Origin of the sequence: Cytobacillus kochii, from assembly GCF_020171845.1 — a bacterium.
Taxonomy (GTDB): Bacteria; Bacillota; Bacilli; order Bacillales; family Cytobacillaceae; genus Cytobacillus; species Cytobacillus kochii.
In genome coordinates this window covers 75711-98815 of sequence record NZ_JAIVAM010000009.1, presented here as the reverse complement: position 1 = coordinate 98815, position 23105 = coordinate 75711, and the positions used below count along the sequence as shown (strand labels likewise).

At 36.4% G+C, this 23105-nt stretch carries 24 protein-coding genes; 7 read left to right on the top strand and 17 right to left on the bottom strand.

Annotated features, from left to right (window positions below; translation table 11 throughout):
- Positions 1-36 precede the first annotated feature (36 nt).
- The 9 genes from LCM23_RS15230 to LCM23_RS15190 form a co-directional block, all read right to left on the bottom strand.
- Entirely contained in the window at positions 37-1188 is a 1152-nt protein-coding gene (locus LCM23_RS15230; protein ID WP_263624270.1) for an acetylornithine transaminase, read from the bottom strand.
- Positions 1188-1964, bottom strand: a complete 777-nt coding sequence (gene argB / locus LCM23_RS15225) for an acetylglutamate kinase (RefSeq protein WP_224937726.1) — start codon at positions 1962-1964, stop codon at positions 1188-1190. Before argB ends, LCM23_RS15230 begins: the two co-directional genes overlap by 1 nt.
- Positions 1965-1977: 13 nt before the next feature.
- Positions 1978-3207 (bottom strand): bifunctional ornithine acetyltransferase/N-acetylglutamate synthase, encoded by a 1230-nt coding sequence (gene argJ / locus LCM23_RS15220; RefSeq protein ID WP_224937725.1) that lies wholly within the window; start codon positions 3205-3207, stop codon positions 1978-1980.
- A 16-nt stretch (positions 3208-3223) separates the two neighbouring features.
- The gene (gene argC / locus LCM23_RS15215; protein ID WP_224937724.1) at positions 3224-4255 is read right to left on the bottom strand and encodes an N-acetyl-gamma-glutamyl-phosphate reductase; all 1032 of its coding nucleotides are present in this window, start codon (positions 4253-4255) and stop codon (positions 3224-3226) included.
- Positions 4256-4637: 382 nt separating this feature from the next.
- Positions 4638-5099, bottom strand: coding sequence for a molybdopterin-guanine dinucleotide biosynthesis protein B (gene mobB / locus LCM23_RS15210; protein WP_224937904.1), 462 nt, complete (start codon positions 5097-5099; stop codon positions 4638-4640).
- The gene (locus tag LCM23_RS15205) at positions 5093-6358 is read right to left on the bottom strand and encodes a molybdopterin molybdotransferase MoeA (protein ID WP_224937723.1); all 1266 of its coding nucleotides are present in this window, start codon (positions 6356-6358) and stop codon (positions 5093-5095) included. The genes mobB and LCM23_RS15205 overlap by 7 nt, the downstream gene beginning before the upstream one ends.
- Positions 6359-6382: 24 nt before the next feature.
- A complete protein-coding gene (gene moaA, locus LCM23_RS15200; protein ID WP_224937722.1) occupies positions 6383-7399 on the bottom strand; it encodes a GTP 3',8-cyclase MoaA in 1017 nt (338 codons plus the stop codon).
- A 232-nt stretch (positions 7400-7631) separates the two neighbouring features.
- Positions 7632-7943, bottom strand: a complete 312-nt coding sequence (locus LCM23_RS15195) for a metal-sulfur cluster assembly factor (RefSeq protein WP_095369832.1) — start codon at positions 7941-7943, stop codon at positions 7632-7634.
- Positions 7944-8033: 90 nt separating this feature from the next.
- The gene (locus LCM23_RS15190; protein ID WP_224937721.1) at positions 8034-8801 is read right to left on the bottom strand and encodes a prolyl oligopeptidase family serine peptidase; all 768 of its coding nucleotides are present in this window, start codon (positions 8799-8801) and stop codon (positions 8034-8036) included.
- 228 nt (positions 8802-9029) lie between these two features.
- Here LCM23_RS15190 and LCM23_RS15185 point away from each other — a divergent pair, with 228 nt between their 5' ends.
- On the top strand, positions 9030-9848 hold the full coding sequence (locus tag LCM23_RS15185; protein WP_095369834.1) for a Cof-type HAD-IIB family hydrolase: 819 nt from the start codon (positions 9030-9032) through the stop codon (positions 9846-9848).
- Positions 9849-9947: 99 nt separating this feature from the next.
- Entirely contained in the window at positions 9948-10100 is a 153-nt protein-coding gene (locus LCM23_RS15180) for a hypothetical protein (RefSeq protein ID WP_191814850.1), read from the top strand.
- Positions 10101-10151: 51 nt separating this feature from the next.
- Here the strand turns inward: LCM23_RS15180 and LCM23_RS15175 are convergent, their stop codons facing one another.
- On the bottom strand, positions 10152-10877 hold the full coding sequence (locus tag LCM23_RS15175) for a BsuPI-related putative proteinase inhibitor (protein ID WP_224937720.1): 726 nt from the start codon (positions 10875-10877) through the stop codon (positions 10152-10154).
- 15 nt (positions 10878-10892) lie between these two features.
- Positions 10893-11723, bottom strand: a complete 831-nt coding sequence (locus LCM23_RS15170; RefSeq protein ID WP_224937719.1) for a YitT family protein — start codon at positions 11721-11723, stop codon at positions 10893-10895.
- Positions 11724-11848: 125 nt separating this feature from the next.
- Between LCM23_RS15170 and LCM23_RS15165 the strand changes: the two genes are divergently transcribed.
- Together LCM23_RS15165 and LCM23_RS15160 are read left to right on the top strand one after the other, a co-directional pair.
- Positions 11849-12709: a DegV family protein gene (locus tag LCM23_RS15165; protein ID WP_224937718.1), complete on the top strand. Its 861-nt coding sequence runs from the start codon at positions 11849-11851 to the stop codon at positions 12707-12709.
- Positions 12710-12785: 76 nt separating this feature from the next.
- A complete protein-coding gene (locus LCM23_RS15160; RefSeq protein ID WP_095369838.1) occupies positions 12786-12917 on the top strand; it encodes a DUF3941 domain-containing protein in 132 nt (43 codons plus the stop codon).
- A gap of 118 nt (positions 12918-13035) precedes the next feature.
- Here the strand turns inward: LCM23_RS15160 and LCM23_RS15155 are convergent, their stop codons facing one another.
- The 3 genes from LCM23_RS15155 to LCM23_RS15145 form a co-directional block, all read right to left on the bottom strand.
- The gene (locus LCM23_RS15155) at positions 13036-13212 is read right to left on the bottom strand and encodes a hypothetical protein (RefSeq protein WP_224937717.1); all 177 of its coding nucleotides are present in this window, start codon (positions 13210-13212) and stop codon (positions 13036-13038) included.
- A gap of 468 nt (positions 13213-13680) precedes the next feature.
- Positions 13681-13824 (bottom strand): hypothetical protein, encoded by a 144-nt coding sequence (locus LCM23_RS15150; protein ID WP_224937716.1) that lies wholly within the window; start codon positions 13822-13824, stop codon positions 13681-13683.
- A 239-nt stretch (positions 13825-14063) separates the two neighbouring features.
- Positions 14064-14936 carry a CvfB family protein gene (locus tag LCM23_RS15145; RefSeq protein WP_224937715.1) on the bottom strand — a complete coding sequence of 291 codons (873 nt, stop codon included), beginning with the start codon at positions 14934-14936 and terminating at the stop codon, positions 14064-14066.
- 90 nt (positions 14937-15026) lie between these two features.
- On the opposite strand from LCM23_RS15145, the gene LCM23_RS15140 reads away from it, so the two are divergent.
- Positions 15027-15518 carry a YajQ family cyclic di-GMP-binding protein gene (locus LCM23_RS15140; RefSeq protein WP_224937714.1) on the top strand — a complete coding sequence of 164 codons (492 nt, stop codon included), beginning with the start codon at positions 15027-15029 and terminating at the stop codon, positions 15516-15518.
- A gap of 121 nt (positions 15519-15639) precedes the next feature.
- Positions 15640-16506: an SDR family oxidoreductase gene (locus LCM23_RS15135; protein WP_224937713.1), complete on the top strand. Its 867-nt coding sequence runs from the start codon at positions 15640-15642 to the stop codon at positions 16504-16506.
- Between the two features lie 188 nt (positions 16507-16694).
- Here LCM23_RS15135 and LCM23_RS15130 read toward each other — a convergent pair whose 3' ends face one another.
- Positions 16695-18221 carry an alpha-amylase family glycosyl hydrolase gene (locus tag LCM23_RS15130; RefSeq protein ID WP_224937712.1) on the bottom strand — a complete coding sequence of 509 codons (1527 nt, stop codon included), beginning with the start codon at positions 18219-18221 and terminating at the stop codon, positions 16695-16697.
- 218 nt (positions 18222-18439) lie between these two features.
- Complete coding sequence (gene asnB / locus LCM23_RS15125) at positions 18440-20287, bottom strand: asparagine synthase (glutamine-hydrolyzing) (protein WP_224937711.1); 1848 nt, start codon at positions 20285-20287, stop codon at positions 18440-18442.
- A gap of 211 nt (positions 20288-20498) precedes the next feature.
- Between asnB and LCM23_RS15120 the strand changes: the two genes are divergently transcribed.
- The gene (locus LCM23_RS15120) at positions 20499-21068 is read left to right on the top strand and encodes a DUF2777 domain-containing protein (protein ID WP_095369844.1); all 570 of its coding nucleotides are present in this window, start codon (positions 20499-20501) and stop codon (positions 21066-21068) included.
- A 75-nt stretch (positions 21069-21143) separates the two neighbouring features.
- Here the strand turns inward: LCM23_RS15120 and LCM23_RS15115 are convergent, their stop codons facing one another.
- Positions 21144-22874, bottom strand: a complete 1731-nt coding sequence (locus tag LCM23_RS15115) for a putative bifunctional diguanylate cyclase/phosphodiesterase (protein ID WP_224937710.1) — start codon at positions 22872-22874, stop codon at positions 21144-21146.
- Between the last annotated feature and the right edge of the window lie 231 nt (positions 22875-23105).

The window sequence follows — 23105 nt, the reverse complement described above, 5'->3', positions numbered from 1 at the left end:
TTTATGCATTTTTAGTTTTAAAAATGCAGCCATATTTCAGGCTGTCTGAACTGGAACTATATTCTTTTTCAGTATAGCTACTGCTTGATTTATCTCTTCTACTGTTGCTGTTAACGGTGGTAATAATCTCAAGACATTCTCACCCGCCGATAAAGCAAGCAAGCCATCATTTCTTAAGAATTGCATTAAAGATGCCGTATTTGTATTCATCTCTATACCAATCATTAATCCTAATGAACGAATAGCGGTTACCTCTTCTATATTGTATAGTGATTCCTTCAACTGTTCAAGTAAATATTCTGCCTTTTCATTCACTTCTGATAAAAAATCCTCATTGAAGACTATCTCCATTGTAGCGATCGCTGAAGCAATACTTAATGGATTTCCTCCAAATGTGGAACCATGACTACCTGGACCAAAGTATTCCTTTAGATTTTCTTTGCCTATGATAGCACCGATTGGTAGCCCACTTCCAAGCCCTTTTGCACAAGTAATAATGTCTGGTTGTAGGTCATAATGTTGAAAGGCAAATGGTTTACCTGTTCTACCAATGCCTGTTTGAATTTCATCAATAATGAGCAATGCTTGGTATTCTTGACATAATTGTTGCAATTCTTCTAAAAAGGCCGAATCCGCAAGGTGAATACCACCCTCACCTTGAACCACTTCCACCATCACGGCTGCTGTTTCATGATCTATTAATGATTTCACCGACTCGATATCATTAAAAGTAGCATACGAAAATGTTGGCAGCATACTCCCAAACCCTTGTTTTACTTTATCCTGACCTGTTGCCCCCATCGTAGCAATTGTTCTACCGTGAAAAGATTTGTTAAATGTAAGGATTTTGTCTTTACCTGTAGCTTTTTTGGCTAATTTAATTGCCCCTTCATTTGCCTCTGCTCCGCTATTTGCAAAGAATGTATAAGCTAAACCAGATGCATGAGCTAACTTTTCTGCTGCCAATGCTTGTTGTTCTTGTGTAAATAGATTGGATACATGCCAAAACTTATTTAATTGCTTTGTGATCGCTGCTTGGACTGATTCGGGGCGATGACCTAAGTTAGTGACACCAATTCCGGATGTGAAATCTAAATATTCTTTCCCGTTTTTATCTATTAGTTTTGTGCCTTTTGCCTCTGCTGGTTCTACTTCCCAGCGAGCATATGTGGGGAATAAATGATTCATTATTGTACCACCTCTACTTGTTTTTTTGTCATTTTTGTCCCTGTCCATGCTTCTCCATTAAAAAAGTTGTGCTTCCCAGAAGCAATCATTACACTAGCAAGGCCTTGTTCTAACACCGCCACTGCAGAGTTTACCTTTGGTATCATCCCGCCCGATATCTCACCACTGTCAATATGCTGTTTTATTTCTTCTGTATCTAAATGCTCTACGAGTTGTTTATTAATTAATACTCCTTCAACATCGGTGACGAATATACACATTTCCGCTTCAATTGCTTTTGCTACAGATGCAGCAGCAAAATCTGCATTGATGTTTAACTTCTTACCATCTTCTGTTGTAGCAATAGGCGTGACAACAGGTATATAGCCTTTATTAAGAATTACTTCTAATAACTCCGCTTTCACTTTGGTAATTTCTCCTACTAACCCAAGCTCTGCTTCATTAATAAAATCAGCTTGTAGAAAACCGTGGTCACTCCCATTCAAACCAACTGCTTCAAAACCATTACTATCAAGCAATGTTGCTAACTTCCTATTGGCTACACCTGATAACACCATTTCAACAATCTTCATCGTCTCTGGCGTTGTTTTTCTTAAACCATTGATAAATTGTGATTCTACCTTGTGTATTTGCAGCATTTTGTTTATTTCAGGACCACCACCGTGAACGAAAATAAGTTGGTAACCATTCTTCTGTAAATGATGTAAACTTTCAAAGAACGCAGGTGATAGCTGATCCATCACGCTTCCCCCACATTTGATTACAATACGCTTCATTGTCTATTCCTCCTTAGGAACGATAACTTGCATTTATTTTCACGTAATCATACGACAAATCGCATCCCCAAGCTTTTCCTAAGCATTCGCCAATATGTAGATCAACGTGAATTTCCACCATTTCACCAAGTAAATATGCCTTCGCTTCTTCTTCAGAAAAGGAAACGGGAGTACTCTCTTTTAACATTTGAATGGGGCCTATAGAAATATCTACATTATTCGGATCAACCTGTACTTGACTTTGCCCAAGCGCACCAATAATTCGCCCCCAATTAGCGTCTGCTCCGTGAATAGCTGTCTTCACTAAATTAGAACCAACAATTTGTTTAGCCGCTTTTTGTGCCTCTTCGTTTGTGATTGCACCTTTGACTATTACCTCAACAAGTTTTGTAGCACCTTCGCCGTCTCTAGCAATTGATTTTGCCAACTCTTCACATGTTTGTTTTAACAAAGCTATAAAAATCGGCCAATCTTTATGAGCTGGACTCAATCTTTCCGTTTCGCTCATTCCATTTGCCATCACAAGGACCATATCATTTGTAGATGTATCTCCATCTACTGTAATCTGGTTAAATGTCTCGTTTGTGATTTCTTTAAGTGCCATCTGTAAATCACCGGGACTTACCTGCGCATCCGTTGTCACAAAACCAAGCATTGTTGCCATATTAGGGTGGATCATACCTGACCCTTTTGCTGCTCCTGCCATATGAATCGTCCCACCCGCTATTTCAGCTGAGTAGCAAGTCTGCTTATCAATTAAATCAGTTGTTAAAATTGCTGTAGCAAAACTATTAGCATGTTCTTTTGTTGCTTGTGGTTGGATGGATTTTATCCCTTGTTCGATTTTTTCCATATCTAAAAATTCGCCAATGACTCCAGTAGATGCTACTCCGACCAAGTGCTCAGTCAAATTTAATTGCTCTGCAGTCAGCTTTCTCATCTTATAAGCGTCTTCAAGCCCTCTCTTCCCTGTACAAGCATTTGCACAAGCACTATTTACGACAATCGCTTGAAGCTTACCTTTGGCGACAATACTTTCTTGGGTTACTAACAAAGGAGCCGCTTTAAAGGAACTTGTTGTATAAACACCTGCACTACTCGCTGGTTGTTCACTAACAATCATTCCAAGATCCTTTTTCCCTTTACTAAGCCCTGCATAAATACCATCAGCCTTAAAACCTTTTGGTGTTGTAATAGAGCCGTCTTGTATGTATGTAATAAGGCTGTTTTTAGTTGCTTCCATTGTTTGTCGTTCCTCCTTATGGGTATAACGGGGTCATCTCCAGCCCTGTCGTTTCTTCCATTCCAAACATTAAATTTGCATTTTGTACAGCCTGACCAGCTGCCCCTTTCATTAAATTATCAATTACAGAGATAATTGTCATTCGGCCTGTGCGCTCGTCAACATGTAAACCAATATCACAATAATTAGAACCGGCTACCTCTTTTACTGATGGATAATTACCGACTGGTCTGACACGTACAAACGGACTTTGCTGGTAAGTATGCTCGTATAATTCCACTAACTGTTTAGTCGAATAATTTTCTTTCAGTTTCACATAACTTGTAGCCATTATACCTCTGGTAATTGGTAGTAACTGTGTGGTAAAGGTGATTGCTTCCATTTCCTTATTCCACACCTTTAATTGTTGTTCAATTTCAGGTGTATGTTGATGTTGATTCACTTTATATGCCGAGAAGTTCTCATTTGCCTCAGCGTAACTTGACGTCCTTGATAGAGAGCGACCCGCACCAGAGATGCCTGATTTGGCATCTATGATAATTTGATCTTTTTCTATTAAATGCTCAACAACTACAGGAGCTAAACCTAATAATGTAGCAGTCGGATAACAACCAGGATTCGAAATCAGGTGTGAAGTTTTCACTTGGTCTCGATTCCACTCAGTTAATCCATATACCGCCTGGTTAATCACCTCATCAGAAGTAGGATCTTTCTTATACCATTGTTTATATTCGGATGCTGGTAACCTTAAATCTCCCGATAAATCTACTATTTTAATATTTTTATTCACAAATTGTGCCGCTAATTCACCTGATACACCAGAGGGCGTTGCTAAAAACACAATATCTGAACTTTCACTAATTTTCTCAGGCTCTATCTTTTGTAATTGATTGTTCATGATTCCGATTAAATGTGGATATTCATCAGAAATGGCTAAATTATCTCTAGTGGAATGTATAGAAGAGATTTCAAATTCGGGGTGGTTTTTTAATATTCTCAATAGTTCTGCCCCACCATATCCTGTTGTACCAATAATTGAAGCTTTCATCACGTCACCCTTTAGTTTTGTATATTTATAAATTTTTATTTATATTTATTAAATATTTAACTACTATTATAGAAATTTCTGAAAAGAAATGCAACAGGTTTTTGTAAGTTTTTTTAACAAATTAAATAAAAATTTAGATTTAACTTATTTTTCGGACTTTTATTTAAACCCCTACCCGAAAATACGCCAATTAAACCAAAAATGATTTATTTATTTAAAAAATCTTTTTGCTGTTCTTTTTAACTTTAAACTCCTTTCGTTCATCCCCATTTTTCTAAACAATTGAATGCATAATAAAATACTCCCCTACAAGTAGAGTAGGTTTATTTAAAACCTGTCTACCTTTAGGGGAGTATCTTATGTACTAATATCATGTAATGAACTACCGTATAAGTTTATTCACTATTTCTTTTATAACCACTTCGTTGTTATCATCTTTTGTCACTATATATTTGATGTTTGACAGTTGCTCAATAAGGCTTTGATCGGTTTCATCCCTCAGTAAAAGAACTTTAGGATAGTTTGCTTTTTTATGTCCTTCAATAATAATAACATCTGGATTCATATAAGTTAGTACCTGAATCTGCTCTTCAAGTGTCCAATTAAGCTTTTTTGCTTGCATTAATAGCATGCCTTCACCTTCGACAATGGTAGCAGTGGCTCCTGATGCGATATGTCTACTACTATCTTTATTTGATACTACATCAGGTTCTCCGTGGCCATGATGTTTAATCGTTGCGACATTCAAGTCTTTTTCTGCTAAAGCTTGTACAAGTTGAGTGACGAATGTCGTTTTACCACTATTTTGATAACCAACCACTTGCATAATTTTAGGTGTTACCACGGCCAATTGCTACCCACAAAATCTTCAAGCATAAAAACTTCAACAATATCTCCAACACCATAGCCTCTCGTTCCACCTGGCAATGCCATAAATGCATTTGCTCTTGCTAAACTCATGACAATATTTGATTTATCAACACCGCTAGGTCGCACCATCAATGAGCCATTTGTGACATACACATCGGCTCTAACAAATCTTGTAAATGGATTTGCTTTTGGAAAATCCTGTTGTAAGATCGCTGTTTCTTTTCTTAAATGAGGGGAGCGGCAACCTAACTTATAACGAATGATTGGTCTTGCAAATAATTCGAAGCCAACATAACAAGCAGAAGGATTCCCAGAGAGGCCAAATAATAATTTTCCATTTATCTGTGCTACTGTCGTAACACTGCCTGGTCTCATTGCGACTTTATTAAACAGAACCTCCGCCTGTAGTTTCTCGTATATCGCAGGGAGATAATCAAAGTCTCCTACAGATACACCACCTGTTGTGATGAGAATGTCTACATCATCAATCGCAGTTGCAATCGCTTCGTAACATGTATCAAAATCATCTGGTAGTTTACCATAATATTTCACATCAGCACCAACGCGTTCAATTTGCGCTATGAGCATCGTACTATTACTATTTCTTATTTTTCCATCTTCTAGTTCTTCTTCCACTTCTAATAATTCCGTTCCGGTGGCAAATAACCCAATAACCGGTCCTTTAGCTACAGGTACTTCAGCATACCCAAATGTCGCTAGAATGGCTTGGATACCAGGATTGATTTTCGTTCCCTTTTCAACGAGTACCTCACCTTTCTTTGCATCTTCCCCTTGAAAAGAAACATTGTCACCAGCGTTGAAGCTACGCTTAATAGACATATACGATTGGTCCCCATCTTCAAACGATCTCGCTACCTCAAGCATAACGACGCAATCACATGAATCAGGGATTTTTGCCCCCGTCATAATACGTACTGCTTGCATTGGTCCTATTTTTTTTGAGGATACGTAGCCTGCTCCAATATGATCAACTACTTCAAAAACGACCTCATTTTGTAAAGAAGCTTCTTTCGTATCTATAGACCTCACTGCAAAGCCATCGTATGGGGAGCGATTAAAATGTGGTACATCACTTGTTGCAGTTAAATCTTTTCCTAAATATCTACCATGACTTTCCTTAATTGAGACAAATTCAACGGCGCCGCTTTGTTTATAACTCATTACTTTTTTAACTGCTTCAGCAACCTGAATCGGCTTCCTCTTTTCTAGCATCTGTTTCCATCCCCTAAATAATCTTTATCCGCCAATATAAGACATTTCAAGTTTTTTGCGATTTTTTCTCGTTTCGTCTGTTCTGACATCAGAGTAACGATCATTCCGATGGTTCCATATGTCAGTAACATATCCGACAATATCATCATCAGAGACATTTGAACGAATAAATGATTTAATATCATGTCCTTCACCATTAAATAAACATGTGTATAACTGCCCATTAGCAGATAATCTTGAGCGGGTACAACTAGAACAAAAAGATTCAGATACTGAGGTAATGAATCCTACATCTATATCAGTACCAGTGTAGCGATACCTTTTAGCAACTTCGCCAAAGTAGTCAGGATCAACTGGCTCAAGATCATAATGTTCATTTAATTGCTGGAAAATTTCTTTCTTTGTCACCACATCATTCATTTTCCAACCGTTTGTATCACCAACATCCATATACTCAATGTATCTTAACTGTAGTGAATGTTCTTTACAAAACTTCGCCATTGGTAGGACTTCTTCATCGTTTAAGCCTTTTTTTACAACCATATTAATTTTGACACCGAGTCCCGCTTCTTTTGCTGCGTGTATTCCCTTTATCACCGGACCTGTCCCGACATTGCGTCCATTAATTTCACCGAACAATTCATCTTTCAGACTATCTAAGCTAATATTCACCCGTTTTAACCCAGCGGCTTTTAATTGAGTAGCAAATTTAGGTAATAATACGCCATTAGTTGTTAACCCGATATCCTCTAAGCCTTCAATTTGAGATAGTTTCTCCACTAATAAAGGCAATTCTCTCCGTAGTAAGGGTTCTCCACCGGTTAACCTAATTTTTTCTACACCTAAACCAACAAAAATCCGTGCTAATCTTTCAATTTCTTCGTAAGATAACAATTCATTCTTAGGTAGAAAAACAAAATCTGGTCCGAAAATTTCTGCTGGCATACAATATTGGCATCTAAAATTGCAACGGTCAATTACTGATATACGTAAATCTCGTAATGGCCGATTGAGTGAATCCTTAATATGAGTTTGTTTCATGTAAATCAACTCCGTCTTATCGATCACGTCGATAACTTTTTCTATAAATAAAATGTAAAATGATTTTATTCCAATATAACATGAAATCCTCTATTGGCATATGCCAATTAGAGTACTAAATCTCTACTTTAAGCTTTATCCCTGTCTAAGGCAAAGGAGCGCTATTTATTTCAATATTCATTCATACAAAAAAACAGCAAGCAATGCTTTGCTGTTTTTTCTTACACCTTAATTAATCACGTACACCTAATGCAATCTTTGCATATCTAGACATTTTATCTTTTGTCCATGGCGGACTCCATACAATATTAACTTCCGTGCTTTTTACTTCAGGGATATCCGCAAGCGCTGTTTTCACTTGATCAACAATTGTGCCAGCTAAAGGACAACCCATGGAAGTTAAAGTCATTTCAACTTCCGTATTTCCTTCATCATCCATAGTAACATCATAGACGAGTCCTAAATTAACGATATCTACTCCTAATTCAGGGTCAACAACAAGTTCAAGTGCGCCCATAATGCTTTCTTTTAAATCTTTGTCCATCGAACACAACTCCTCATTTCATATATTATAGCTATCATAACAAAAAAGTCATCAATGAAAAAGGAATAGCTGTTTAACTATCACTTTTTCTTATAAATATCGTTGAAACCATTCAACTGTTGCTAATAAACCTTCTCTGCTTACCTTATGTCCTGCATTTTCATCAACAATGAAATTCAACCTGTCTGGATGGTCCTTATATAAAGGTTGTATCGTTTGAAAAAAGTCATAAGTTGGCGCAAATGGAACAGTCGTATCTTTTTTACCGTGCCAAAATAGCAATGGACGTCCTGATAAAACTTCCTCTTGTTTACTTAAATCATACTTTGTAATTTCATCTAGAACAACCTCAACTTGAGTGTCTGATAATGGGAAATCCTTTACTTTTTTCCGCATTGTTTCAATTTGCATCCCAGCAAACTTCTCATAATATGGCATGCCCATTAAACTGACTGCCACCTTCAACCATTTATATTGTGTTAAGGCACCAAGTGTAATAATTCCACCCATTGAAGTCCCTGCCACACCAATACGATTCTCATCAACTAACCCTTTAGCTACTAACTCTTCTTTTATTTCCGGTAATTCTTTAATTGTTTGAATAATCATATCCCAAAATTTCAATTGCAATTCAGGCTCTGGCAATCCATGACCTCTTTCACCATGTTCATTCACTTCTGGTAATATAACACGAAATCCTTTTTCAGCAAGCAGGTAAGCGTAATGTAGGTTATGCTCTTTCGCACTAGTAAAACCATGAATGAAGAAAATGAGAGGCAGCGATTGGGATTTAAACTCATCTTTCACGATATGCAAAGCGGGAATACCTTTTAATTCCTGATGATCAATAATAACCACTATGTCTCCTCCTATGTTAAAAACTATAAGAAAATGTAAACATCTTATAAAAGAGGTTATTTCTTTTACAAATGACCGTATACATTGGTAATATAGTGTAAACTTAGATAATAAATACTACTTGAAAATATTAACTGCCTTTCAAGTTTAACATTTATTAGCGCCTTACCATACTTTAATGCTTATTATATGAATGATTTTTTCCTATAAAAAACTGAAGGAGATATTATGACACAAAAACATTTAATCGTTCTTGATTTAGATGGAACTTTATTAAAGGATAATAAAACCATCTCACAAAAAACAAAAGAAGTCCTATTTAAAGCCCGTGAAGCCGGACATGAGGTGATGATTGCTACAGGAAGACCTTATCGTTCAAGTGAAATGTATTATAAGGAAATGCAAATGACCACACCTATCGTTAATTTTAACGGTGCCTTTATTCATCATCCAACAAATCCAAAATGGGGAATACGCCATACGCCTCTTGATATGAAAGTAACAAGAGACATTATTGATGCTAGTCAAGATTTTAAGTTCAATAATATTATTGCGGAAGTGCTTGATGATGTATATTACCATTATCATGATGAAAAACTGATGAATATGTTTAATCTCGGTAACCCTAAAGTCACTACAGGGGATTTAAGAAACTTCCTGCCTGCTTCACCAACAAGTATGCTCATTCATACAGACCAAGAGCAAATAACACAAATTCAGCGCCATTTGAATGATGTGCATGCTGAAGTTATTCATCAACGTAGCTGGGGTGAACCTTTCCATATTATCGAAATCGTTAAGGCTGGTTTAAACAAGGCAATTGGCATTCAACAAGCTTGTGATTATTTAAATATTCCTAAAGAGCGAGTGATTGCTTTCGGTGATGAAGATAATGATTTAGAAATGCTTGATTTTGCTGGTATTGGTGTGGCTATGGGTAATGGTATTGACGCTGTTAAAACAGCGGCTAATGAAGTGACCTTAACAAATGAAGAAGATGGGATTGGTATCTTCTTAAATGATTATTTAAATTTAAAAACACACTAATCCAAAATCTACCCTTTTTAAAAAAAGTAAAAATGGTACAAAATAAAGGATGTCGTAGCAATTAGCTACTTCAATATTCTTCATTAAGGGGAGATAATAATGGGCAAACGTAATAAATCGAAGCGCTTTATTAAGCAAGGTGCCGATAGTGTCACTCAGCATGATGCACGTATACCCTACCATTCAACATACTCGGAGGCAGAAGCTGAAAAGTTAAAGAATGTAAATGACTCTTCCCTCGGTGGAATATAAAATTTCGCAGGAAAAAGAGCTAACTTTTCTCGAGTTAGCTCTTTTTCAATCTTAAAAACTTTGCAGTATAATCGGAGTTCCTTTACTTCCCTTTTCAGAAAGGTAAGCGATCAGAGAACCGTTTTTTGGTAAATCTTCTTCCTTCACTTTCACTGCAATATTAAAATCACCATTTTTATTCACTTGAACAGGCTGTTCTTTTATAAGTAAAAAATGGCCATCTTCTACAGAATAAATAACCGGCAACTGCCCCTTATAATGCCCCTTAATATGATAGATACCATCTTTGCCCTCAACTGTCATATTGTTAAAGGGCTGTGCTTTACCATACATAAAAGTGGTGTGTGAAGTGTGGTTTATTTCCATTCCCTCTGGCCTAATTACCTGTCCTAAAAATTTCGCCTGAACCTTATAACTGCCTGGGTTTAAGGTACCTTCATTTGCGGTTTGATAATCCCAAGTAGACTTCCACTCCTTTTTTTCTCCCGGAGAAAGGTTCTCTGTTTGAATCATTTGTAAAAAGGCTTTTCCATCCGAATACCTATATATTACTTTTCCATGTTCATCCAACACCTCATAATCATACTTTTGGGAAGAGTTAAATTGCAATTCGACCAATTCATTTGTTTGATTATGAACGGTAAAAGTAAGGACCAATTTTTCTTCCGAAACCGCTTGAACCTCAAATTGAATATCCATATGGTTGTTTGCTTCCATTTCAGACTGCTGTGGAAGAAAATTCGTCGCAAGTATGGCACTAAGCAGTAAATGTAGCATAACTGCCCCCTTTCATTAATCTCTTCTAAAAACACCATAGACATCGGCAGTATTTACAATATTAGTGAATGCGTTAGGATCTACTTCTTGAATGGTCCTTTGTAAGTCAAATAATTCATATCTTGATACTACAATCATTAGCATTTCCCGATGTTCATTGGAAAATGCTCCTCTTGCAGGAATCATTGTAATTCCTCTAACCAATTTATTATGAATGGCCTTTTTCATTTCATCTTGCTTATTAGTAATAATCATCGCTGTAAGCTTTTCATGCCTTGTATGAATCGCATCAATAACCCGTGTGGATGCATATAATGTCACTAATGTATAAAGTGCTTTTTCCCATCCGAAAAGGAAGCCAGCTGTAATAATAATAACAGCGTTTAGTGAAAAAAAGTATGTACCTACTGGTCGATCCTTAGCCTTCGAGAGATACATAGCGATAATATCCATACCGCCTGTTGAAGCACCCCATTTCAATGTGATACCGACACCGACGGCTGCAATGACTCCCCCAAACACAGCATTTAACAAAATATCTTTTGATACACTGATGACAGGGATAATCTCCATAGAAACAGTTGTGATCACAACACTTAAAAAGCTATATAAGGTAAAAAGTTTACCCACACGCTTCCAAGCAAAGATGGCTATTGGTACATTTAAAATAAATAAAAGTATGCCAGTAGAAACCGCACCATTTAATATACTCGAAAGAAGTTGGGCTACCCCAGTAAAGCCGCTCGCATATACATTTGCGGGTATGAGGAAAAAGTTCATCGCTATCGCATTTAATATTGCCCCCACAACAATAATGATGATTTTTCTTGTTTCAATCCAATTCATATTGACCTCCTTAATCATCTCTCTATCTTTTCTTTACCCAAGTTTAGGTTTTTCAATGCATTCCATTGTGTTTTTTCCTAAGTTTCTATAAACTAGTATCATCTAAGTTGAAAGCAGGTGAAATAATGTCAGTTAAAATTCTCGCTGACAGTGCATGTGACTTACCGTTAAGTTTTTTTGAAGAAAACGATGTCACACTTATTCCATTGAAGGTTCATTTAAATGGAGAGGAATACGATGACCTGTTGACGATCGATTCCAAGAATATTTATGAAGCCATTCGCGAAGGTAAGGTACCTAAGACCTCCCAAGCTTCTCCCCTTTTATTTGAAGAGATCTTTACGAATATGGCTAAAAACAAGGAAGATGGTATCTATATAGCCTTTTCTTCCGCACTTTCTGGAACATATTCCACTGCCGTTATGGTGTTAGATCAAGTAAAAGAAACCTACCCAGACTTTAACTTAACCATCATAGATAGTAAATGTGCTTCCTTAGGTCATGGATTAGTTGTACTGAATGCTGTAAAAGATGCAAAAGAGCAACTTGCCATAGATGAAATTGTTAGCAATGCAACATTCAATTGCGAACATATGGAACATTTATTTACAGTTAATGATTTAGAATATTTAGCAAAGGGCGGTAGAGTTTCTAAAGCATCTGCCTTTGTAGGTGGGCTACTCAATATTAAACCACTGTTAAATGTTGAAGATGGAAAACTTGTACCAATTGAAAAGCATCGCGGTCGTAAAAAGCTCTTTAAACGAATCATTGATATCATGAGGGAAAGAGGCGTTGCCTTGGATAGACAAATGGTGGCTATTAGTCATGGTGATGATGAAGCCACTGCCCTAGAAGTGAAAGAGATGATTCAAAAAGAATTTGGTGTTGAACAATTTTATATTTCTCCAATTGGTTCAGCAGTCGGATCCCATGCTGGTGCCGGCACAATTGCAATTTTCTTTTTAAATAAACTTAAAGGTTAATGCACTTATACATACTTCCTTCCATTCTTTCAAACACTAAGTGTGTACAGATGAAGAATGGAAGGGAGTTTATTTTATGTCTCATACAACTGATAATGACAAAAAAGCAAAAGATAACAACGCATTCAACCATGAAAAAAACATGGAAGAAACAAAAAATAAGCAAGAAGGTCGAAAAAGCTTTTCAAAGAAAACAGACCATCTTTGATTGAACAAAAATTTAAAAATGACAAAAGTGAAGTCCTAAGATACCTCAAGTATTTTAGGACTTATACAGTTCACAAAATTTTGTCTTGAAATGGGGATCAATGGACATTTTTCAAAGCTTATTTTTTGTATTTATCCTTAACCATATTGTTAGGATAAGCTATTTTCGTGTGTACAGTGGTTGATGTCTTTTTAACTATGGAATCTGCAACTTTATCTGCAACTTTCCTTTTAACATTGGTTATATTTTCTTTTCCCTCTTTTTTAGTCGCGGTTTTCCTATTTACGCTACTCATTTCTTTAGTTCTCTACTTATTAGTCGTGATTTCTTCATTTGCCCTACTCATTTCTTTCTTCCTTTAATTATTAGTCGCGATTTCTTCATTTGCCCTACTCATTTCTTTCTTCCTTCAATTTTTAGTCGCGATTTCTCTATTTACCCTACTCATTTCTTTAATTCTCCACTTATTAGTCGCGGTTTCTCTTTTTGCCCTACTCATTTCTTTTTTCCCTCAACTATTAGTCACGATTTCTACATTTACCCTACTCATTTCTTTCTTCCTTCAACTTTTAATCGCGATTTCTACATTTACCCTACTCATTTCTTTCTTCCTTCAACTTTTAGTCGCGGTTTCTTCATTTGCCCTACTCATTTCTTTTTTCACTCAACTTTTAGTCGCGATTTCTCTATTTGCCCTACTCATTTCTTTAATTCTCCACTTATTAGTCGCGATTTCTACATTTGCCCTACTCATTTCTTTAGATCACCATTTTTTAGTCGCGATTTCTCTATTTGCCCTACTCATTTCTTTAATTCTCCACTTATTAGTCGTGATTTCTACATTTACCCTACTCATTTCTTTAGTTCTCCACTTATTAGTCGCGATTTCTCCATTTGCCCTACTCATTTCTTTCTTCCTTCAACTTTTAGTCGCGGTTTCACTATTAACTCCTTTCTTTGTTTCTCTCTTTTACATCGCTTATATTTCCTCCTCGCTCTTTTTTAGCAACGACTTCTACCGAGACTAAATTGTAGTTCCACCTTTACTATCAACTAATACAACTTAAGTCTTGCTCGATTTTCATAAGAGTATATTGAAACCCATACAAAAAAAGCGGGATGGCTCTCACACCTTCCCGCTTTGATTTATTTTGACTCATTTTCTTTTATATAAGTCCAACCTTCTTTTTGATACACCTTACCGTCCTTCATCAATCGACCAAGTGCACGTTTAAAAGAAGCTTTACTTAGTTGAAATCTATCCTTTATATCCTCTGGTGCGCTTTTGTCACTGTATGGCATAGCTCCATTACGTGAATGCAAGTAATGAAGAATGATTTCACTATCATCAAGTAATGCTTCTTGTTTTCTTGGATTGAGGGAGACATTAATCGAACCATCTTGTTTGACATCAATGATTCTACCGTTCACTTTTTCCCCAAGTCTTGGCTCTTGACGTCTTTCCGTTTCATGGATGAAGCCTTTTAGGCCCTCTGCTGTGTAAATCCAGCTTCCAACTTTGGCTGTACGATAAATAAATCCGTGGATATCTTTATTAAGTTCTTCCCTTCCAGCCTTATGTGAAATACTAGCTATCACTTGATCTGTAGCAAGCTTGACATATATTCTACCGTTTCGATTAACCCTTAATGTAACGTATACCGTATCATCAACAGTCGGCCATACTCGTTCGTGAACAGGTAAATCCTCTTTTCCCAGTAACATATCTTTACTAATACCAATATCAATAAATACCCCGAGCTCAGGATTAACATCTACTACTTTCGCCCAGCCATATACTCCAACAGTAATCTCAGGTAATGTCATTGTTGCTGTTTTTCTACCTTCAGAATCTACATAAATAAAGACAGAAATTTTTTGTCCTTCTGTAATTTCTTCTTTCACCTCATTCTTATGAAGCAGAACGTCCTCTTCTCCATCTGTTAAGAAATAACCAAAAGCCGCTTCTCTGGAAACTAATAACTCTGTAATTTTGCCGATCTCATCTATTAAAGCCATTTATATCCTCCTAAAGTTGTTCGCATTGCTATATTCTACTATAATAAGAACATAAAGTGAAACTCTTTTCATGAGGAGGACAATTATTTTATGGCTAAAGAAAGTTCATTTGATATCGTATCAAAAGTAGATTTTGCTGAAGTCACAAACGCAATTCAAATTGCAATGAAAGAAATACAGACACGCTATGATTTTAAAGGAAGCAAAAGTAAGGTTACTTTAGAAAAAGAAGAGCTCGTTCTTATTTCTGATGACGAATACAAACTAGAGCAACTGAAAGATGTGTTAATTAGTAAGATGATTAAACGAGGGATCCCGATTAAGAATTTAGATTATGGCAAAATTGAGCCTGCTTCAAGTGGCACAGTTAGACAAAGAGCAAGCTTAGTTCAAGGGATTGACAAAGATAACGCGAAGAAAATCAATACATTAATTAAAAATAGCGGTGTTAAAGTTAAGAGTCAAATGCAAGATGATCAAATCCGCGTCACAGGGAAAAATAGAGATGATCTTCAACAAATCATCTCACTAGTAAGAGATGCTGATTTAACAATCGATGTTCAATTTTCTAATTATCGATAATTACATACTAGCTAAGAGGCAGTGATTCCACTGCCTCTTTTTTGTACTTAAGTTTGTCCTCATAACAATGTAAGGTTTTCAACATAATAAAAAGGGAAAACAACAGCAAGGAGGGATTAGGATGGATAAAAAACAATTGCCAAAAAGCTTTATGGCACAACATCAAAATCATCAACCAGGAACGGAAGAGGAAATGATTCCTAAGCCAATCTATGTGAATGAAGATTATAAACCTGCTGGAAAACTAGAAGGTAAAGTAGCTATTATTACTGGCGGTGATAGCGGTATAGGTAAATCTACAGCTATATACTTTGCTAAGGAAGGGGCAGACGTCATTGTTCCTTATTTAAATGAGCATGAAGATGCAAAAGAAACCAAAACATTAGTCGAACAAGCTGGGAAGACATGTCTTTTAATTAGCGGAGACCTTTCATCAGAAACTTTTTGTCAGGAAGTTGTAAAGCAAGCGTTAAATAAATTTGGGAAAATAGATATTCTCGTTAATAACGCTGGTGAACAGCATCCACAAAAAAACATCGAGGACATAAGTGGTCAACAACTTGAAAAAACTTTCCAAACAAATATTTATGCTATGTTTCATTTAACAAAAGCCACCCTACCACATCTAGGAGCTGGCAGCACGATTATTAATACCGCTTCTGTCACCGCTTATGCAGGTAATGAACTATTAGTCGACTATTCCTCAACTAAAGGGGCCATTGTCTCTTTTACTAGGTCACTTTCATTGCAGTTAGCTTCCAAAGAGATTAGAGTGAATGGTGTGGCTCCTGGTCCAATTTGGACACCATTGATTCCGTCCACTTTCTCTGCTGAGGAAGTTGCATCATTTGGTAAAAATGTTCCAATGAAAAGAGCGGGACAGCCCTTTGAACTCGCTCCGGCTTATGTCTTCTTAGCAAGCGATGATTCAAGTTATATGAGCGGACAAATGTTGCATATTAACGGCGGGAAAATTGTAAATGGATAGGGAAAGTAAGAGGGGACAAGACCAAAAAGAAATGCTAAATAATCTTTTTCTCTCTGCCCCACTATATGTAGTGTAAGTCATGACAATAGCAATAAATATCAATAATATAACTTAAAATGCACCTAACCAATCAAATTACATTTACTATCAAAAAAAGATGCCGAGAGTGTTTCGGCATCTTTTGTTCTCTATTCTCCTGTCCGATTTCTACCTCTTCTTCGAGCCAAGAATAAAAAGGCAAAGAAGGCAAGTAACACTGATAACAATGTTGCTCCATAAACAAAGTTAAACCCTTGCTTTTCGGTAAGAACATAAATTTCAGCTTCTTCTCGGTCTAGGACGAGATGATATTCATTTTGATCATTGCTTCTTACTAACCCACCAGCTAATAACCCTCGCAACTCTTTATCATTCTCTATCTCTTCTCCTGTTAATACTAAATCTTTCGTACCACTTGTATTATTGATGGCTACTATTGATGTTTCTTCTTTAAATTGTCTCTTAAAAACCGTAAAACCTTCACTCTCATGTAAAAGAGTAAAATCTCCTTTTGCAATAGAAGGTAATTTTTCTCTTGCTTTTGTTAGCTGTCCGATAAATTCAATTAACTCAGGATCCGTACGAAAATCCATTTGTCTGCGGTTATCAGGTGTTTCATTCCCAATTAACGCAATTTCACTACCATAATATAACATTGGAATCCCAGGGGTTGTAAACAAATACGTTAACGCTGTTCTCCACCTTGGTCCTGGATGTTCATTTAATGCGACTGGCTGATTTGTAAAGCGAATCATATCTTTACTATCAATTAGTCTTGTAACCATATTTGGTTCTTCATATGTATCAATGTTATTTTCGATGTCACCAATAGTATCAGTCATTGACACATCCGGCTTTACAAATGCTTCCCTTATATTAGATGTTGAAGCATAGTCTGTTAAGCTATCTATTCCAGTCATTTCATATTTAGCAATTTCTTGTGGGTCTGTGGACCATACTTCACCTAAAACAAAAAACTCGTTATCGGTTTCTTTTACACTGTCTACAAAGCTTTCAAGAAAATCTTTATCCGTTAACTGGATGCCTTCTAAACGATAACCATCTACACCTGTTTCTGTTATCCACCATTTAGCGGCTTCGATGATATATTGTGCTGCTTCTTCATTCTCATAATTGATTTGTGGCAACCCAGCTAACCAATCTTTCGTGAACATATCTGGTGTTGAGATTTCCTCAGATTCCTTCAACCAATCTGATTTAGTAGGGTCGTCTACCCATGGGTGTGTAGCTGCAACATAATTTAGTGGGAAATCAATTATAACATTGATATCTCTTTTGTGTGCTTCTTCCACTAGTCGTTTAAATTCTTCCAACGTTCCGAAATGTTCTTCTGTTTCATAGAAGTCTTCCACCCAATATCCATGATAACCTTTATCGGCGTTTGCAAATATCGGGTTCAAGGTAATCGTCGTCATACCTAAATCTTCAATATGATCAAGTCTTTCAATAATACCAACAAAATCACCACCATGAAACGCTTCAAGGTCCTTCACATCCACATGGTAATCATTCTTACTATCTACATTGCTAAAACGATCAATCATAACATAATAAATAAGTTCATCCTGTAAGCTTCGTTTTTCTTCTGCTAATACACTTGACACCAATGACACTAGTAATAGCGGAATTAAGATGAGAGTGATGACCTTTTTCATCTTTCTCCTCCTTAATGATAGTTTGTCTCTATTTTACAAAAACGTTAACCATTATAGATTAGCGGTTTGTTGTTACTTCGTCAAACAGAAGTGAACAAAATATTTAAAATCGTAACATTTCTTTTATATCGTACTAATTAATTGGAGTGAGACCTCAATTTTTATCGTAGAAAAAAAGAGGTGCTCCCATAATAATTAAAAAGGGAACACCTCTTTTTTTAATCAACAATATTAATATTATAATCTTTAAACCAATAATGGATTTGTGCTAGGTGAGCGAGAAGCTGCGGTCCAGTCATTAATTGCCCAAACCATGGAACTTGAAAAGCAGAGCCTTCAGTTGCCACGATTTCTCGTAAATTCTTTTCATCGAATAATTCAAAAAGAACGGAGGATGAATCTTCTAACACGTCATTCAACATTTTTGTCACGATGCTAATATAAGCAGGGTTATGTGTTTTCGGATAAGGGCTTTTTTTACGATATAATACCTCGTTTGGCAATACCCCTTCCAACGCCTTCCTTAAAATTCCTTTTTCTCGATTACCATGCATTTTCATATCCCATGGGATATTCCATACATATTCTACTAGACGATGATCTGCGAAAGGAACACGAACTTCTAAACTAGCTCCCATACTCATTCTATCTTTACGATCTAATAACGTTGTCATAAAGCTGAGCATGTTTATATAGAATAATTGCCGTCTTCTTGCTTCTTCCGATGTTTCACCTTCTAAAAGGGGGGTTTCAGCAATCGCTTGATTAAATTTATCCATACTGTAATCTTTTAAGTTTAATTTCTTTCTCCAATCTTCTTTCAGAAGGCGCTGTCTTTCATCGATTGATCGCATCCAAGGGTATCCAGTTCGACTGAGATCATCCGATCGATGAAACCATGGATAGCCTCCAAAAATCTCATCCGCACATTCCCCCGACAAACTAACCACATGCTCTTTTTTAATTTCACGACAGAACCAAAGTAGAGAAGAATCGATATCTGCCATACCTGGTAAATCTCTTACATGAACTGCTTCAACTAAATGAGCGGCAAGCTCCTCCTGTGAAATAATGCAATTCTGGTGAACGGTATGGAAAGTGTCTGACATTTTCTTAATATAAAAACCATCAGCATTTGGTTGGAAATCGTTTGCCTTAAAGAATTGATCATTGCCTTCGTAATCAATGCTATAGGTTTTTAATGGTGGCTTTCCCTCTTTTTGATATGCTGTGGCTGCAATGGCTGTAATCGCACTTGAATCCAATCCACCAGATAAGAGCGTACATAAAGGAACATCCGATACGAGTTGTCTTGTTACTGCATCTGTAACAAGATGACGTACTTTTTCAGCTGTCTCATCTAAAGAGTCTTCATGTTTTTTGCTTTCCACATTCCAATATCGCCAAATCTTTAGCCCTTGTTGTGATAGTGTTAACGCATGAGCTGGTCGTAGCTCTTTCACCCCGCGAAAAACACCTGACCCTGGGGATCTTGATGGTCCAAGGCCGAATACCTCTGCTAATCCCTCTCTATCTACTTCTGTTTTTACTTCTGGATGTGCTAAGATCGCTTTTATTTCTGAACCGAACAGTAACCCCTTTACTGTCTCTCTATAAAACAGCGGCTTAACTCCTAATCGATCTCTACCAATAAAAAGTTCTTGACCGTTTTCATCCCAAATCGCAAAGGCGAATATCCCATTTAAATATTGAAGGCAATTTTTTCCCCATTCAATGTAAGAAGTTAGTAGAACCTCTGTATCAGAATGACCCTTAAACGAATATCCTTTTATAAGGAGATCTTTTCTTAAATCTTCTGTATTATAAAGTTCGCCATTGTAACAAATTGTATAGCGATTTTGATTCTTATCAATGGTCATTGGTTGCTTCCCACCAACGGGATCAACAACGACTAATCGCTTATGACCAAATCCGGCTGGCCCAGAAGAAAAAATATTCGTATCATCAGGACCCCTTTTAGATAAAGTATTCGTCATTTTTTCTAGTGTCGGACGTTCATTTTGCATATTTGTATTGAAGTCAACCCAGCCCGTGATTCCACACATGGCTTCTTCACCCTTTCTACGAGCATCATAGATGCAGCAATATTTAAGCGGATAATTTAATGATGTCAAACGAGTGGAATTGCCCGGAACATCATGCATGGATTTATTCTATGCGAGCTAAAATAAATGGTTAATTGTCCTAGATAAAGGTTATAAAACAATAGGAAATTGCCAAAAAATAGAGTGAAAGACTTTTACCTGGAGGTTTATGATGAACAGACAACAACGACTCAATTTAATAGAACAACAATCAAGAGCCTATATGGAGGGGAATGTTGAATTTATTAATAATCAGTGGGTATTTTTTGACCAGGAAACGGATGAAGCATCTTCATTAGAAGAATATCGCCAACAAGAAATTGAGGTATTTAGACTGAAACGGTGGAGAAAAGGTGTATTATCACTCAATGGCCAAATCCATTGCGGGAGTGATCTGCTCCATTTAAAAGATCAAGATCAAATAAGAATTAAAAAGCATCTCGTTTTCTCATTAGAATCATTATTAGAAGAAGTAAATGACGATGCCTTTGTACAATTCATCACTAGTTTAAACAGCATTGATTTCTCCATTTTCGATTGTATTTACTGCTATAATCAATTAACATTTTTCGGTGATGAAACAAGAAAAAGCGGTGTTAATTTTATGATCTTTGATAATCAAGAACATATTTGTAGCGTACAGCATCATTTCTTTTATTATGAAAAAGAGACAGACCGTTTCGAATTTACTTTAAATAGTGGAAAAAGAATGGTCATTGAAAAAATCTCTTCTTCCGGATAAAATGGGCATACAAAAAAAAGACTGTAGACACTCTTTCCTACAAGCTCGTCTACAGTCTCATTTCCATTGTTATGATCATTGCTGCTGCAACCCTTTTTCAAATTCCTGGTTAACTAATGGCTTTTGAAAAAAATACCCTTGAGCAAAGTGGCAATCCAATTTTTTCAGCACTTTCATTTGCTCTTCTGTTTCTACACCCTCTGCTAGCACTTTTAACTGCAACCCTTTCCCCATCGTAATGATCGCTTTCACAATCGCAGCATCAGATGTATTCATACGTAAATTATGTATAAAAGAACGATCAATCTTCAATGTATCAATTGGCAAATCCTTCAAATAACTTAATGAGGAATATCCTGTACCGAAATCATCAATCGATACTTGAATGCCCATTCTTTGCAACTCTTTCATAACTGCAATACTATGTTTTTTATTTTTCAGCATCGTACTTTCTGTTAATTCTAAAATTAAATACTTCGGTGGAAGGCCCGATTGTTGCAGTGCATCTTTAACAACCTTTAAAAAATGCTTTTGTTGAAATTGGCGTGCAGCTACATTAACCGATATTTGTAAATGGGTAAAACCTTGATCATGCCATAATTTATTCTGCTTACATGCCTCATTTAATACCCATCGACCAATATCGTTAATGAGTCCTGTTTCCTCTGCTAAAGGTATAAATTTTGCCGGAGAGATATTTCCAATTTTCGGATGGTACCATCTAATCAAAGCTTCACTACCAAAAAGCTCTCCACTTTCTAAACAAACGAGAGGCTGGTAATGAAGTGTGAACTGTTTATTTTTTAACGCTTTTCTTAAATAGCCTTCCATCTCGAACCGTTTTAACACTTCATCATTCATTTCTTCAGAAAAAAAAGTTACTTGATTCCCACCTTTCTGTTTAGAAAGATGCATCGCGATATCAGCATTTTTCATCAGTTGTTCGGAATCTATCCCATCATTTGGATATAAACTAATGCCGAAACTTGCTGTGACATGAATCTCTTGTTGTTGAATGACAATGGGACGATCGATGGTCTCAAGCAAAGTCTGTGTGATTCTCATTATTTCTTCTGTCTGTAAATTCTCAGGTAATAAGCATAAAAAGCGGTCCCCACCAAAGCTGCCTAAAAAGCTATCTGTTGGTAATGTCTGATTAACACGGTTAGCCAGTTGCTGAATGATTTGATCGCCTATTAAATATCCAACACTTTCGTTAATCATTTTAAAACGATCGATATCAATAGATAGTAAAGCAAAAGATTGTCGATTTTTTTTCGCCCTTTTCATTGACGAGATTAATTGTTCAGTAAATCTATGTTTATTTGGGAGTCCAGTTAAATGATCATAGTACGATAATTCGGTTAATTTATTTTCGATCTTCTTTAGTTCTGTAACATTTTTAGCAATTCCATATATACAACTTACCTTTTCATCTCGAATAACTGGGATGAGTTTAATATCATAAAAGTCTTTCTTACCAAGTTTCCCAATAATATCTGCTTGGAATTGCTGTGTTTCCCCCATTCTTGCACGGTCAAAAAAAGCTTTGATAATTGGAAGTTGGCGATGATCAAATAAACGAGTAAATGGCAGACCAATCAGCTCCTTTGCTGTATAGCCCGAATTTTCCTCTAAAGCTGAATTGACACTTGTAAAACGATCCTCACCATCAATAGTAAAGATAGATTCTGTGTTATTTTGGAACAAAACATGATAGCACTGCTTTAAGTTTTGGCACTCTATCATTAATTGTTTTGTTCGTTTACGATCATTGACAGGTAATTGAATAAACGAATCGACCATCATCGGCTCCTCCTTTGTTACTGAAATAAACGATGGCACCTGATTTTCAAGCTGCATTTGTTCATTTTGTCAATTCCTGATAGTATAGCTGCCATTTCGTGTATCCTCCTGCGAGTGTATGTCCACCTTTCATTCGTCAACATTTGATACTTTATAATCCAACCTCGATTTACCATTATAATGACGTTTATTATCTTTGACGATCATAAAAAGCTCTTTCCTCTAACACTC

Excerpts from the sequence above, each read along its gene's own strand:
- LCM23_RS15145 (WP_224937715.1), bottom strand. The coding sequence starts at position 14,936 with ATGGCTTTAATAGATGAGATCGGCAAAATTACAGAGTTATTAGTTTCC.
- LCM23_RS15140 (WP_224937714.1), top strand. The coding sequence starts at position 15,027 with ATGGCTAAAGAAAGTTCATTTGATATCGTATCAAAAGTAGATTTTGCT.
- moaA (WP_224937722.1), bottom strand. The coding sequence starts at position 7,399 with ATGAAACAAACTCATATTAAGGATTCACTCAATCGGCCATTACGAGAT.
- LCM23_RS15195 (WP_095369832.1), bottom strand. The coding sequence starts at position 7,943 with ATGGACAAAGATTTAAAAGAAAGCATTATGGGCGCACTTGAACTTGTT.
- LCM23_RS15160 (WP_095369838.1), top strand. The coding sequence starts at position 12,786 with ATGTCTCATACAACTGATAATGACAAAAAAGCAAAAGATAACAACGCA.
- LCM23_RS15135 (WP_224937713.1), top strand. The coding sequence starts at position 15,640 with ATGGATAAAAAACAATTGCCAAAAAGCTTTATGGCACAACATCAAAAT.
- LCM23_RS15180 (WP_191814850.1), top strand. The coding sequence starts at position 9,948 with ATGGGCAAACGTAATAAATCGAAGCGCTTTATTAAGCAAGGTGCCGAT.
- LCM23_RS15175 (WP_224937720.1), bottom strand. The coding sequence starts at position 10,877 with ATGCTACATTTACTGCTTAGTGCCATACTTGCGACGAATTTTCTTCCA.
- argC (WP_224937724.1), bottom strand. The coding sequence starts at position 4,255 with ATGAAAGCTTCAATTATTGGTACAACAGGATATGGTGGGGCAGAACTA.
- LCM23_RS15130 (WP_224937712.1), bottom strand. The coding sequence starts at position 18,221 with ATGAAAAAGGTCATCACTCTCATCTTAATTCCGCTATTACTAGTGTCA.
- LCM23_RS15205 (WP_224937723.1), bottom strand. The coding sequence starts at position 6,358 with ATGCTAGAAAAGAGGAAGCCGATTCAGGTTGCTGAAGCAGTTAAAAAA.
- LCM23_RS15120 (WP_095369844.1), top strand. The coding sequence starts at position 20,499 with ATGAACAGACAACAACGACTCAATTTAATAGAACAACAATCAAGAGCC.
- LCM23_RS15185 (WP_095369834.1), top strand. The coding sequence starts at position 9,030 with ATGACACAAAAACATTTAATCGTTCTTGATTTAGATGGAACTTTATTA.
- LCM23_RS15155 (WP_224937717.1), bottom strand. The coding sequence starts at position 13,212 with ATGAGTAGCGTAAATAGGAAAACCGCGACTAAAAAAGAGGGAAAAGAA.
- LCM23_RS15170 (WP_224937719.1), bottom strand. The coding sequence starts at position 11,723 with ATGAATTGGATTGAAACAAGAAAAATCATCATTATTGTTGTGGGGGCA.
- argB (WP_224937726.1), bottom strand. The coding sequence starts at position 1,964 with ATGAAGCGTATTGTAATCAAATGTGGGGGAAGCGTGATGGATCAGCTA.
- argJ (WP_224937725.1), bottom strand. The coding sequence starts at position 3,207 with ATGGAAGCAACTAAAAACAGCCTTATTACATACATACAAGACGGCTCT.
- asnB (WP_224937711.1), bottom strand. The coding sequence starts at position 20,287 with ATGTGTGGAATCACGGGCTGGGTTGACTTCAATACAAATATGCAAAAT.
- LCM23_RS15115 (WP_224937710.1), bottom strand. The coding sequence starts at position 22,874 with ATGGTCGATTCGTTTATTCAATTACCTGTCAATGATCGTAAACGAACA.
- LCM23_RS15165 (WP_224937718.1), top strand. The coding sequence starts at position 11,849 with ATGTCAGTTAAAATTCTCGCTGACAGTGCATGTGACTTACCGTTAAGT.
- LCM23_RS15230 (WP_263624270.1), bottom strand. The coding sequence starts at position 1,188 with ATGAATCATTTATTCCCCACATATGCTCGCTGGGAAGTAGAACCAGCA.
- LCM23_RS15150 (WP_224937716.1), bottom strand. The coding sequence starts at position 13,824 with ATGAGTAGGGCAAATGGAGAAATCGCGACTAATAAGTGGAGAACTAAA.